This window comes from Sneathiella litorea, assembly GCF_009882915.1.
Classification (GTDB): domain Bacteria; phylum Pseudomonadota; class Alphaproteobacteria; order Sneathiellales; family Sneathiellaceae; genus Sneathiella; species Sneathiella litorea.
The window spans coordinates 243,607-256,751 of the sequence record NZ_WTUW01000002.1 but is presented as its reverse complement, the minus strand read 5'-3'; the positions used below and the strand labels follow the sequence as shown (position 1 = coordinate 256,751).

12 protein-coding genes are annotated in these 13,145 nt (G+C 52.2%); 10 read left to right on the top strand and 2 right to left on the bottom strand.

Annotated elements, in window-relative coordinates; genetic code table 11:
- Positions 1 to 7 precede the first annotated feature (7 nt).
- Together trpE and GQE98_RS07440 are read right to left on the bottom strand one after the other, a co-directional pair.
- Positions 8 to 1,525, bottom strand: a complete 1,518-nt coding sequence (gene trpE, locus GQE98_RS07445) for an anthranilate synthase component I (RefSeq protein WP_161315049.1) — start codon at positions 1,523 to 1,525, stop codon at positions 8 to 10.
- Between the two features lie 3 nt (positions 1,526 to 1,528).
- Positions 1,529 to 3,403: a SurA N-terminal domain-containing protein gene (locus GQE98_RS07440; RefSeq protein ID WP_161315048.1), complete on the bottom strand. Its 1,875-nt coding sequence runs from the start codon at positions 3,401 to 3,403 to the stop codon at positions 1,529 to 1,531.
- 218 nt (positions 3,404 to 3,621) lie between these two features.
- On the opposite strand from GQE98_RS07440, the gene tpiA reads away from it, so the two are divergent.
- From tpiA to GQE98_RS07390, 10 genes are all read left to right on the top strand, one after another.
- Positions 3,622 to 4,380 (top strand): triose-phosphate isomerase, encoded by a 759-nt coding sequence (gene tpiA / locus GQE98_RS07435; RefSeq protein ID WP_161315047.1) that lies wholly within the window; start codon positions 3,622 to 3,624, stop codon positions 4,378 to 4,380.
- Positions 4,381 to 4,490: 110 nt separating this feature from the next.
- Positions 4,491 to 4,823, top strand: a complete 333-nt coding sequence (gene secG / locus GQE98_RS07430; protein ID WP_161315046.1) for a preprotein translocase subunit SecG — start codon at positions 4,491 to 4,493, stop codon at positions 4,821 to 4,823.
- Positions 4,824 to 4,913: 90 nt separating this feature from the next.
- Positions 4,914 to 6,545, top strand: a complete 1,632-nt coding sequence (gene pyrG / locus GQE98_RS07425) for a CTP synthase (RefSeq protein WP_161315045.1) — start codon at positions 4,914 to 4,916, stop codon at positions 6,543 to 6,545.
- A gap of 2 nt (positions 6,546 to 6,547) precedes the next feature.
- Positions 6,548 to 7,381: a 3-deoxy-8-phosphooctulonate synthase gene (kdsA, locus tag GQE98_RS07420; protein ID WP_161315044.1), complete on the top strand. Its 834-nt coding sequence runs from the start codon at positions 6,548 to 6,550 to the stop codon at positions 7,379 to 7,381.
- Between the two features lie 18 nt (positions 7,382 to 7,399).
- Complete coding sequence (eno, locus tag GQE98_RS07415; protein WP_161315043.1) at positions 7,400 to 8,677, top strand: phosphopyruvate hydratase; 1,278 nt, start codon at positions 7,400 to 7,402, stop codon at positions 8,675 to 8,677.
- A gap of 8 nt (positions 8,678 to 8,685) precedes the next feature.
- Positions 8,686 to 9,306, top strand: a complete 621-nt coding sequence (locus tag GQE98_RS07410) for a class I SAM-dependent DNA methyltransferase (protein ID WP_161315042.1) — start codon at positions 8,686 to 8,688, stop codon at positions 9,304 to 9,306.
- Between the two features lie 147 nt (positions 9,307 to 9,453).
- Positions 9,454 to 9,951, top strand: coding sequence for a lysozyme (locus tag GQE98_RS07405; protein WP_161315041.1), 498 nt, complete (start codon positions 9,454 to 9,456; stop codon positions 9,949 to 9,951).
- A gap of 115 nt (positions 9,952 to 10,066) precedes the next feature.
- The gene (locus tag GQE98_RS07400; RefSeq protein ID WP_161315040.1) at positions 10,067 to 10,378 is read left to right on the top strand and encodes an FtsB family cell division protein; all 312 of its coding nucleotides are present in this window, start codon (positions 10,067 to 10,069) and stop codon (positions 10,376 to 10,378) included.
- 287 nt (positions 10,379 to 10,665) lie between these two features.
- Positions 10,666 to 11,709, top strand: coding sequence for a pyruvate dehydrogenase (acetyl-transferring) E1 component subunit alpha (pdhA, locus tag GQE98_RS07395; RefSeq protein WP_161315039.1), 1,044 nt, complete (start codon positions 10,666 to 10,668; stop codon positions 11,707 to 11,709).
- Positions 11,710 to 11,739: 30 nt separating this feature from the next.
- On the top strand, positions 11,740 to 13,143 hold the full coding sequence (locus tag GQE98_RS07390) for a pyruvate dehydrogenase complex E1 component subunit beta (protein ID WP_161315038.1): 1,404 nt from the start codon (positions 11,740 to 11,742) through the stop codon (positions 13,141 to 13,143).
- Positions 13,144 to 13,145: the final 2 nt, after the last annotated feature.

Genomic DNA, 13,145 nt, shown 5'->3' with positions numbered 1-13,145 from the left:
GAGGCCCTTACCGATTTCTATTGCTGTGCGAAGCGTAGCGTACGGCTTCCTGCGCGGCCCGGACGAGAGCCTTTGCCTTGTTCACCGTCTCCTGATATTCCGCTTCGGGATCACTGTCCGCAACGACACCACCCCCGGCCTGGATATAGACTTTCTGGTCCTTGACGAGGGCCGTTCGAAGGGCAATGCAGGTATCCATCGAGCCGTTAGCAGAAATATAGCCAACAGCGCCGCCGTAAATGCCGCGCCGGCTTTTTTCCAACTCGTCAATAATCTCCATCGCACGGACTTTTGGTGCGCCAGAGACAGTACCTGCCGGGAACCCAGCCTTGAGTGCATCGATGGCCGTCAACCCGTCGGAAATTTCGCCCTCAACATTGGAGACGATATGCATCACATGGGAATAGTTTTCAATTTCCATTTTTTCGGTGACCTTTACGGTACCGATTTTCGCAACCCGCCCGACATCATTACGCCCAAGATCCAGCAGCATCAGATGTTCGGCAAGTTCCTTTGGATCAGAAAGCAGATCTTCGGCAAGGGCCGCATCCTCCGCGGCATTGGCGCCGCGCGGTCGGGTCCCGGCGATAGGTCGAATAGTAACTATGTTATCGCGAAGCCGAACCAAAATTTCCGGGCTTGAGCCAACGACCGAGTATTCCCCAAAATTCAGGTAAAACATAAAGGGCGATGGGTTGGTACGGCGTAGCGCCCGGTAAAGCGCGAGCGAAGGAAGCTCGAAAGGCAACTCAAACCGTTGTGAGGGGACAACCTGAAAAATATCACCGGCGCGGATATACTCCTTGGCCTTCTCGACCATGGCATGATATTCGGCCTTTGTGGTATTGGACGTTGGTTCTGGCAGGTCAAGGTTGCCTGCGTCGAGCGAGGCCGCATGCGGTAGGCTGCGTTCGAAATCCTGAACCGCATCGGAGATACGCTCGGCGGCATGATTATAGGCGTCCTGTGCCGTTCGACTGCCATCCACCCAGACCGGAGTTATGATTGTTACAAGGTCGAGGATGCTATCAAAAATAGCCATAACCGTCGGCCGGATAAACATTCCCTCCGGTATATTCAGATGGTCCGGATTGCCATCTGGTATTTTCTCCATCTGGCGGACAGTATCATAGGACATATACCCGACCAGCCCTGCCGCCATGGGCGGGAGGTTCGCCGGAAGCTCAATATGACTTTCGTCGATTAAGGATTGCAGGCTGTCCAGCACGCCTTCTTCACAGGCGACGAAGGCGTCTGGGTCGAACCGTGCCATCCGGTTGATCCGGGCCTCATTCCCGTCACAACGCCAGATCAGGTCTGGCTTGAGCCCGATAATGGAGTAACGGCCGCGCACTGCGCCGCCTTCAACAGATTCCAGAAGAAAGGAATTGGCCTGTCCTTCCGCAAGTTTCATCATCGCGGAAACGGGTGTTTCAAGGTCGGCTACCAGGGTCGTCCACAGGATTTGTGACTGACCGGCTTCATGTTTTTCCTTGAAATCGGCAAAGCTGGGTTGAATCGACATATGTTAGAAATATTCCTTGATCAGATCTTCCTTGACGGAGATACCGATATCTTTTTGAAGATAATTTTCATACTCCGCAAGGATGCTTGCCCGGATGCTGGCAGTGATCTGTTCGGACATTTGTGTAAAGGCATCCTTATCAGTTTCCCGATCAGCCGGAATAATGTCTGCCACACGGTAGAGCAATGTACCGTTGCCGGCTTTGTTGACATTGACACCATAGGCTGCCGGATCAAGATCGAACAGGCCATCCCGGGCCACCGGCGATAGTTCTCCTGCGGACCCGCTTCTCATTACGGGTAGGGAGGTTTGGACAGTCAACCCAAGCTCACTTGCAATATCTTCAAGGCTTTCCCCGGCGTTTAGTCTGACCAGAAGATCCTCTGCTTTTTTGCGGGCTTCTTCGTGGCGCCAGTTTTCCTGCCAATCCTTTGTTGCCTGTTCCTTCACATCGGCAAGCTGTTTGACGGCAGCCGCCTCTATCTCATCGACGACGACGGCATAATACCCGCCATCTGATGTTTCGCTGACTTCCGCTTCATCCCCAATCTGACGGGCAAAGGCTTCGGCTAGAAAACCGGTTGCGGAAGGCAGGGTGGCAACCGGGTTGCCCGCCTTGTCATTTCCGTTTGCGTCGATCCAGTCCGTTTTAACAACATTCAGGTCGAGCGCCTGACTGGCTTCCTCCAACTTCGCGCCACCGGCAAACTCGTCTTCAAGCTTTGTGGCTTGCGTATAGAGTAATTCATGTGCCTTGTTTTGCTGAATGTCTTTTTTTAGCTGGTCTTTAACCGCGTCATAATTCCGCTCCTCACCGGGAATAATTTCCCCGACTTTAGCGAGATGCCAGCCAAGGACCGTTTTGACCGGCTGGGTAACACCGTCTGTTTCAAGATCAAAGACCGGTTCCTGTAGCTCGGGGAGGAGGTCCGACTTCGACATCATTCCAAGATCGATGTCTGCTGGCGTCAGTTGCAGGTCCGACATGGCAACCTCCGCGAAGTCCGCGCCCTCGCTGATCTTTTTATAGGCTGCAGTGGCTGTGTCTTCATTTTCGAAGATCATTTGCATCACCGCGCGCATTTCCGGCGTATCAAATTCGCTTTTTCGTGCCTCATATTCTGCTTTGAGGTCTTCTTCGGAAATTTCAGTCGCTGCCGCAACAGTTTCAGGGGCCAGCAGGATATAGCTTATTTTCCGGTACTCGGGAGCTGAATAATTTTCTGGAGTCTCTTTAATCAGCGTTTCAAGTTCCTCGTCCGTGGGGGCGGGGGCAAAACCGATACTGCTATCAAGGATATCAATATACTTAGCTGTCCGATTCTCTGCGAGATAGGCATAGAAAGTATCAACAAGCACCGCCGGCGCCTTGTTCATACCTTGGGAAAAAGTGCCAAAAAGCTGTTCTCCCGTGATGTCATTGCGGACAATCTCGATATACTCGCCTTCACTATAGCCATTGCGCGCCAGGAACTGTTCGAAAAGAAAGCGATCAAACTGTTGAAACTGGTTTTGAAAGGAGGGTTGGGTCTGGATCATCTCGCGCACGGCTTCATCGTCGGCGCTGAGTCCGAGTAATTTCGTCTTTTCATCGACAAGTGCACGTGACGCAATCTGATTTACGGTCATCTGTGCGAGGCCAAATTGTTGGGCCTGTTCCTGTGTAAGCTGCGTATTAAATCGCGCGGAGAGTATATTCAGGTTCCGTTGATAGTCACGCTGGAACTCACCGAGGGAAACAGAAGTATCACCTACTTCGATAACGTTACTGCCAACCGAACTGGTCAGCATATCGCCGCCGATGCCCCAAACGCCGAAACTCGCGACTAGAAGAAGCAACAAACCTTTTGCGAGCCATCCGCTGGCTCCTTTTCGCATCGCGTGAAGCATATTATTTATTTACCAGTAACCCGTTAGTTTAAAAATTCACAGCTCGTTCATGTGCCATCCGGCTTTAGCGCGCAGATTATAGGTACCGTGTAGAACGGGGCAACATGGAAATGTGCAAAGCAGTATCTTTCTCACTTAAAAAGTGGCATATGAATCTGAATTTACAATATCTACGCTTATTTGTGTCAAGAGTCTGAGGGAAAACGATGTCAAATCAACGACGCCCGCTGATCGCCGGGAACTGGAAAATGAATGGTCTGGCGAAGTCGGCCGGCAATGAATTACTGGAACTTGTTAAACTTGTGCGCGATCACAAGGCGCCGAATTGCGATATCCTGATATGTCCGCCTGCGACATTGGTTCGTGAGATGGCAAAATTGGCTGAAGATAACGCTGTTGATATCGGTGGACAGGATTGTCATGCTGCGGAAAATGGCGCACATACCGGGGATATTTCAGCGGAAATGCTGAAAGATGCGGGGGCCGGCTATTGCATCGTCGGTCATTCGGAACGGCGCGCAGACCATGGGGAGACAAATGCTGCCGTTAAGGCGAAAGCGGAAGCAGCGCTGCGGGCGAACATGATTGCCGTTGTCTGTGTTGGAGAGACGTTGGACGAGCGCGAGGCGGATAAAACCCTCGATGTTATCAGCGATCAAGTTAAAAACTCCCTTCCTGAGGGAGCAACAGCCGCGAATACCGTGATCGCCTACGAGCCCGTCTGGGCGATCGGGACGGGGAAAACGCCGACTCCTCTGGATGTCGCGGTGGTTCATGCCCATATTCGTAGTGAACTGGGATCCTTGATGAATGATTCGGATCAGGTTCGCCTTTTATATGGCGGGTCGGTCAAGGGCAGTAATGCCGAGGAATTGATGGCTGTCGAGAATGTCGATGGCGCGTTGGTCGGCGGGGCCAGTTTGAAGGCTGCGGATTTCTGGCCGATTGTCGCTACCTCAATCTGAGAAAAAGGGCTGGAAAGTTACTAGCAATCAGTCGAACTTTGGTGTAGAAGCCCAGCAATTGTAGAAGAACAGGGCGGCGAGGGCCGGCCGATAGTCAGGATTTGAAGAGAATGGAAACTGTCCTTCTGGTCATTCACATTATGATAGCACTCTTCCTTATCGGGGTTGTGCTGTTACAGCGCTCCGAAGGTGGAGCATTGGGTATCGGTGGCGGTGGCGGCGCGATGACAAGTCGTGGAGCGGCCAACCTGTTGACCCGAACAACCGCGGGGCTGGCTGCAGCCTTTATGTTGACGAGTATCTTGCTTGCGATTGTCAGCGGCACGCATTCTGAGCCGACGTCAATCCTTGATACTCCGGCATCGACTACGGACTCCTCTGGGCAGGCGCTGCCGACGGTCCCCGCAGCCCCGGCGGAGCCCACGGCTCCCTTGTCGGAATAACCGGGGTCTTTCACAAAAAAATTCGGAGGCGGCAAAATTGCCGCCTCTTTTACTTCACGTCGAATACAGAATTGGTTATAACGTAACTCCATGGCTCGGTTTATTTTCATTACCGGTGGTGTGGTTTCCTCGCTTGGCAAAGGTCTCGCAGGGGCGGCGTTGGCGTCCCTCCTGCAGGCGCGCGGCTATAAGGTCCGCTTACGGAAACTGGATCCCTATATTAACGTCGATCCCGGCACGATGAATCCCTATGAACATGGCGAATGCTATGTGACGGACGACGGGGCGGAGACCGATCTTGATCTGGGGCATTATGAACGGTTCACTGGTGTTCCCTCCAAGCAAACTGATAATGTGACGACGGGACGAATCTATCAGACAGTGATCCGTAAAGAGCGGCGCGGCGATTATCTTGGCGGAACGGTGCAGGTTATTCCGCATATCACTAACGCCATAAAGGAATTCGCGACGGCCAATCTGGAAGATGAGGATTTTGTCCTTGTCGAGATTGGTGGCACCGTCGGTGATATTGAGAGTTTGCCCTTTTTGGAGGCGATCCGCCAACTTGGTTACGAGCTTGGCAATAACGCGGTTTTCGTTCATTTAACCCTGCTGCCCTATATTGCTGCAGCGGGAGAGCTGAAAACCAAACCAACGCAGCATTCGGTCAAGGAACTCCGCTCAATCGGTATTCAGCCCGATATTCTTCTATGCCGGAGTGAACAGCCAATCCCGGTTGGTCAGCGCCGGAAAATTGGTCTTTTCTGCAATGTTTCGGGCGATGCCGTTATTCAGGCGTTGGACGTACGTTCCATTTATGAAGTGCCGCTGAGCTATCACAAGGAAGGCTTTGATGAGCAGGTCCTGAAAGCCTTCGGTATTACAGACGCGCCGAAGCCAGATCTTTCTAAATGGGAAAATATTGTTGACCGGGTCCTGCATCCGGAAGGCGAGGTGAATGTCGCTGTTGTCGGTAAGTATATCGAGCTTCAGGACGCCTATAAATCCCTGACCGAATCTCTTATACATGGCGGTATCGCCAACAAGGTTCGGGTTAACATTAACTGGGTGGAATCAGAACAGTTTGAATCGGGCAGTGTTTCCCCGGCGAGCATTCTTGGGGGTTCTGATGCCATCCTTGTTCCCGGCGGGTTTGGTGAGCGCGGCGCGGAAGGCAAAATCAAGGCCGTTCAATATGCCAGGACACAGAAAATACCCTATTTTGGTATCTGCTTTGGGATGCAGATGGCCGTCATTGAGGGCTGTCGCAACCTAGCGAACCTGCCAAATGCGGGAACGTCGGAATTTGGTGAATATGACCCCAAGGTCGTCGGACTGATGACTGAGTGGACACGAGGCAATAAGACGGAAACTCGGAGCGAGGACAGCGATCTTGGTGGCACCATGCGGCTGGGGGCCTATCCGTGTGATCTTGTCGAAGGCAGCAAGGTGAGGGAGATTTACGGTACGTCAAATGTGGACGAGCGTCACCGTCATCGCTTTGAAGTGAATATTGCCTATAAGGATATGCTTGAGAAGGTCGGCTATAAATTTTCCGGCCTGTCGCCGCAGGGAGACCTACCGGAAATCGTTGAATTTACGGATCACCCTTGGTTTATTGGCGTTCAGTTCCATCCTGAGTTAAAATCGAAGCCCTTTGCGCCGCATCCACTGTTTGAAAGTTTTATCGACGCGGCGGTCAAGAAATCACGATTGGTATAGACATGACTGAAATGCACCACGTTCAAATCGGCGATATTACCGTAGGGAACGATTTGCCGCTCGCCCTGATCGCGGGGCCCTGTCAGATGGAAAGCATGGTCCATGCCGTAGATATGGCGGGCCGGCTTTTCGAGATGACGCAAAAACTCGGCATGGGGCTTGTCTACAAGACCTCCTTCGACAAGGCAAACAGGACATCGCACACGGCGGAGCGAGGACTCGGTCTGGAGGGTGCTATCCCGGTGTTTGAACGGATCCGGAGCGAGTTTGGCATTCCGGTCCTTACCGATGTGCATCTGCCGGAGCATTGCGCGGCGTTGGGCGATGCGGTGGATGTTCTGCAAATTCCCGCTTTTCTCTGCCGCCAGACAGACCTTCTGCTCGCCGCTGCCGCTACTGGCAAGGTCGTCAATGTCAAGAAAGGGCAGTTTTTGGCACCTTGGGACATGAAAAATGTCGCCAACAAGTTGACCAGTGCGGGTAATAACCGCGTTCTTTTGACTGAGCGCGGGGCGAGTTTCGGCTACAATACGCTTGTTTCCGATATGCGGAGTCTCGCCATCATGGCGGAACAGACCGGACAGCCGATAGTCTTTGATGCCACCCATTCCGTGCAGCAGCCGGGCGGGCAGGGAACAACGTCGGGTGGACAGCGGGAGTTCGTGCCTGTGTTGGCGCGCGCAGCCGTTTCCGTTGGGGTTGCCATGGTGTTTATGGAAACTCATCAGGATCCGGATAACGCCCCGTCTGATGGCCCGAACATGGTACCAATTGACCAGTTGGAAGGTTTGCTTGCCACGCTGCAAAAATTCGATAATCTCGCCAAAAACCTCTAGATACAGGAACCAAGTCGTATGAGTGCAATTCTTGATATTACCGGCCGTGAAATTCTGGATAGCCGGGGTAACCCCACAGTTGAGGTCGATGTTATACTGGAAAGCGGCGCGTTTGGCCGCGCGGCAGTCCCCTCCGGAGCCTCTACAGGCGCCCATGAAGCGGTTGAGCTACGTGACGGCGATAAATCACGCTATGGCGGAAAAGGTGTGCTTAAGGCTGTTGATTCAGTGAATGGCGAGATTTTCGACATACTTTCCGGTCGTGATGCCGATGATCAGATTGCGCTCGACCGAGCAATGTTGGCACTGGACGGAACCGAGAATAAAGGCCGGCTTGGCGCAAACGCCATCTTGGGGGTCAGCCTTGCACTTGCGCGCGCTGCGGCGGAAGACTGCGGCCTATCGCTTTATCGCTATATCGGCGGCGCCTCTGCACGCACCCTGCCGGTACCGATGATGAATATCATCAACGGTGGAGAGCATGCGGACAACCCCATCGATATTCAGGAATTCATGATCATGCCGGTCTCTGCCGACACTTGTGCGGATGCGATCCGTATGGGTTCGGAAGTGTTTCAGACTCTCAAGAAGGAACTCTCCAAGGCTGGGCATAACACCAATGTTGGTGATGAGGGCGGCTTCGCCCCCAATATTGGCAGCACCCGCGACGCGCTTGATTTTATTATGAAATCTATTGAAGGCGCAGGCTATAAGCCGGGTGAGGATATTTATCTCGCCCTTGACGCTGCCTCTACCGAGTTCTTCAAGGATGGCAAATATCACCTCAAAGGCGAGAACAAGATTCTCGCGCCCGATGAAATGGCGGACTACTACGCGGCGCTTGTCGGTGACTACCCGATCATCTCGATCGAGGATGGCATGAGCGAGGATGACTGGGCCGGCTGGAAAACGCTGACCGACAAGATCGGTGATAAAGTGCAGCTTGTGGGGGATGACCTGTTTGTGACGAACCCGAAACGGCTGGCTGATGGCATCAGTCAGGGGGTTGCCAATTCCATCCTGGTAAAGGTGAACCAGATCGGCTCGCTTACCGAAACGCTGGAGGCAGTCGAGATGGCGCATAAGGCGCGCTATACTGCTGTCATGTCCCATCGCTCCGGTGAAACGGAAGATACCACCATTGCCGATCTTGCTGTTGCTACAAACTGCGGCCAGATCAAGACAGGTAGCCTTAGCCGGTCAGATCGGCTCGCTAAATATAACCAGTTGATCCGTATTGAACAGGAACTTGGCGATGCGGCCGAATATGCGGGCCGCAGTATCCTGAAGGGGTAAACCCCAACTTGACGCTCTCGCTTTCGGACCTTGCAAAGACAACGCAGGATGTCTATGAGCGAAATGCTGACCGTTTTGACGCGGAGCGATTAAAAACTCTGTTTGAGAGGAACTGGCTTGACCGGTTCCTCTCTTTCGTCCCTGATAAGGGAAATGTCCTTGATTTGGGATGTGGCGCGGGCGACCCCATCGCAAGTTATATTATCTCCAAAGGATACGTTCTTACCGGTGTTGATGCGTCTGCCGCGATGCTTCGCCTCGCACGCGGAAAATTTCCCGATGGTGACTGGCGCCAGATGGACATGCGCGCCCTAGATATGCCGGAGCGGTTTCACGGCATCATCGGATGGGACAGCTTCTTTCATCTGACCCGCGCCGAGCAGAGGTCGGTTCTCCCAAAAATTGCTGAACAACTTCACCCCTTGGGGGCGCTCTTGCTGACTGTAGGGGCCGATGATGGCGAGGTTTCAGGGCAAGTCGGGGACGATGCTGTTTATCACGCCAGCCTTTCCATCAAAGAATACACGACAATCCTGGAAACCTGTGGACTGAAGGTCGTCAATTTTCGACCCGAGGACCCGAACTGTATGTTTCGTACAATCCTGTTGGCACAAAAACTTCCTTCCTAGAGTTTAACCTGTTGGGATAAATCCGAGCAGACATCGAACTTTAGGCTGAATGCACTATCAGTCATCAAATTTAAACAATTATAAGTTGCATTATATCTAAATAACAACATCTATAGGAGGCTATTTTGTAACAACAGGAGATCAATTATGTTGCAACAGCTTTCCCCGAAGGGAGCGGAATTCATCAAGCAATTTGAAGGTTTGAAACTCACGGCTTATGACGACGGTACCGGTGTGATGACTATCGGTTATGGACATACGGGGGATGTAAAGGCTGGGGAGACGATCTCACAGTCGCAGGCAGATTCCTACTTCAATGCAGACATTAAATGGGCGGTCGACAGGGTAAATGCCTCTGTAATGGTAGAACTGCAGCAAAATCAGTTCGATGCGCTCGTATCTTTTACATTTAATGTTGGGGAGGGCGCCTTTAAGTCGTCCACCCTGTTGAAGAAACTAAATATCGGAGATTATGGCTCTGTACCGCCAGAGCTGGGACGTTGGATTTATGCGGGAAATAAAAAGGGCCTGTTTTCGGGTTTTGTCCGGTGGGCTCATCTCGGGACAGGAAAAGAGGTCTCATCTGTCCTGAAGGCACGGCGGGAGAAAGAGGGGGCGCTTTTTAAAAGCGGCTTATACTTCTGAGTACGATCATGAGAAATTGATGGATTTCGGGGAATTAGCAGAATATTTGCAACTAATTTGTCTATATGTCAATTTAACGGTTGACCTCGAGTCAGGTATTTGATTCACTCCACAAATGATTGTTAGTCTTGAGATAAGAAAACGCGCAAAAGCTGGGGCCGGGCCGATCCTCGGGATTCTGGCTGTTGCCTATTTCAGTTACCACCTGATTGAGGGTGATCGGGGTCTTTTTGCCTATCTCAAGCTTCAGCATGAAATTGACCGGGCCGAAGCAGTTTATGAGATCACCGAAGCTGAAAAGGCAGCGCTTGAAAAACGCGTCGCTCTGTTGCAACCGGAGAATCTCGATATTGACATGCTGGAAGAACGTAGTCGGGATGTTTTGGGTCTCGCGCACCCCGATGAGATTGTTATCTACCTGAAATAGACGGTGTTTAAATCCGGTTGATTTAATATTTCCTGTGCGTTGGTTTAGCTTTCTGTTTATTTCGTAAAAACAGGCCAAACTTTAACTTTGTAATTTCCTGGAATTTATTAACTTATTTTCAGTTAAATTGTTGTGCTTTAACGGTATTTTCAATAAATTAACTGAATTATGAGTAATTTACAAATTGTGCTTGTCTAACGCTGTCCGGTCCGCCACATTTCTGCTATGTATTAGTGCACGCCGGGAGTTGCAGGGAAGCATCCGGGCTTTTTTGAATGGGAGATATCATGGCACGTCAAGCCGCAAGCAGGGCGAAATCATCTTCGTCGACTGCGAAGAAGTCTACGGGGGGCGCGCGTAAGGCGGCCCCGAAGTTTTCTGACGAACAAATCCAGAAATTTTACTATGACATGCTGCTTATCCGCCGGTTCGAGGAGAAGGCCGGGCAGATCTATGGCATGGGGCTGATCGGCGGTTTCTGCCATCTTTATATTGGTCAGGAAGCTGTGGTTGTCGGCATGAAGTCAGCCATTACGGATGATGATGCCGTGATCACCTCTTATCGGGATCATGGCCATATGTTGGCCTGCGGTATGGACCCGAAAGGCGTTATGGCGGAATTGACCGGACGTGAGGGTGGCTATTCCAAAGGGAAGGGCGGCTCGATGCATATGTTTTCGAAAGAGGCCAACTTCTATGGTGGTCATGGCATTGTTGGTGCCTGTGTACCGCTCGGCACAGGATTGGCCTTCAGCCAGAAATACCAGAAAAGCGAGGATATTACGCTTTGCTATATGGGCGATGGTACCGTGAACCAGGGCCAGGTCTATGAGAGCTTCAATATGGCGGAACTCTGGAGCTTGCCGGTCGTCTATGTCATTGAGAATAATGAATATGCGATGGGAACATCAGTCAAGCGCTCCTCCGCCCAGACGGAACTATACAAGCGGGGGGACAGCTTCAATGTTCCAGGGGAACAGGTTGACGGCATGGATGTTTTTGCCGTTGCTGCTGCCGGCAAGAAAGCGGTTGATTGGGTGCGTGCAGGAAAAGGCCCCTATATCCTTGAAATGAAAACCTATCGCTATCGTGGCCATTCCATGTCTGATCCGGCGAAGTACCGTTCTAAAGAGGAAGTCAACAAGAAGCGCGCGGAACATGACCCGATCGATCATCTGCGTCAGATTATGCTGGATAAGAAAGTCAATACAGAAGAGGAACTCAAGGAGATCGACCGCAAGATCAAGGCTATAATTGCCGATGCTGTCGAATTTGCCCAGAACAGTCCGGAACCACAGCCGGAAGAGCTTTATACGGATGTTTTGGCCTGAGCGCCGATCAGCTTGAGAAGGACGAAATAAATGCCAACAGAAATTTTGATGCCGGCGCTATCGCCGACGATGACGGAAGGCAAGCTGGCCCGCTGGATGGTCAAGGAGGGCGATACGGTCAGTTCCGGTGATGTGCTGGCCGAAATCGAGACCGACAAGGCGACCATGGAAGTTGAAGCGGTGGATGAAGGAAAAATCGGTAAGATACTGATTGAGGGCGATACTGATAATGTTGCGGTGAATACACCGATTGCGGTTCTCCTGGAAGAAGGGGAGGATGACAGTGATCTGGATGGTTTCTCACCAAGCGCCGCACCATCTACGTCATCGGAAACTTATGAGAAAGACGCCGACGATAGCGACGATGATGCTGCTCCTGCGCCCCGCGTGAGTGTCTCCGATACGCCTGATGCCTATGATGCAAGCGGAGAGATTCCGCAAGGTACGGAAATGGTCAAGATGACCGTTCGCGAGGCTTTACGTGATGCCATGGCAGAGGAAATGCGCAAAGACGAGCGCGTATTTATCATGGGTGAGGAAGTTGCCGAATATCAGGGCGCCTATAAGGTCACGCAAGGATTACTGGATGAGTTCGGTGGTCGCCGGGTAATCGACACGCCGATTACCGAGCATGGATTTGCCGGTGTCGGTGTCGGCGCGGCGTTCCATGGTCTGCGGCCAATTGTTGAGTTCATGACCTTCAACTTCGCTATGCAGGCGATCGACCAGATTGTCAACTCGGCGGCCAAGACGCGCTATATGTCAGGTGGCCAGATGGCGTCCCCGATGGTTTTTCGCGGGCCCAATGGCGCGGCGTCCCGTGTTGCCGCGCAGCATTCTCAATGCTATGCCGCATGGTATTCACATGTGCCGGGGCTGATCGTGATTGCGCCCCATACGGCGGCGGATGCCAAAGGGCTCTTGAAGGCGGCGATCCGCGATCCGAACCCGGTCATCTTCCTGGAGAATGAAATTCTCTATGGCCAGAGTTTCGACGTGCCGGTAATGGATGATTTTGTCCTGCCTATCGGCAAGGCGAAGATCGAGCGTCCCGGCGACGATGTGACCATTGTTTCCTTTGCGATGGGGATGCGTTATGCGCTAGAGGCGGCGGACAAGCTTGCCGAAGAAAATATTTCTGCTGAAGTGATCGACCTTCGAACTATTCGCCCTATGGATATGGAAACGGTGTTGGCCTCCGTCCGCAAGACGAACCGATGCATCACCGTTGAGGAGGGCTGGCCGCAAAGCGGTATCGGCGCCGAAATAACAGCGCAGATTATGCATCACGCCTTCGACTACCTGGATGCACCGGTTCTCCGGGTTTCAGGCAAGGATGTGCCGATGCCGTATGCAGCTAATCTTGAAAAACTGGCCTTGCCCAATGCCGATGAAGTTGTGGCGGCGGCTAAATCTGTCTGTTATCGCGATTAAAG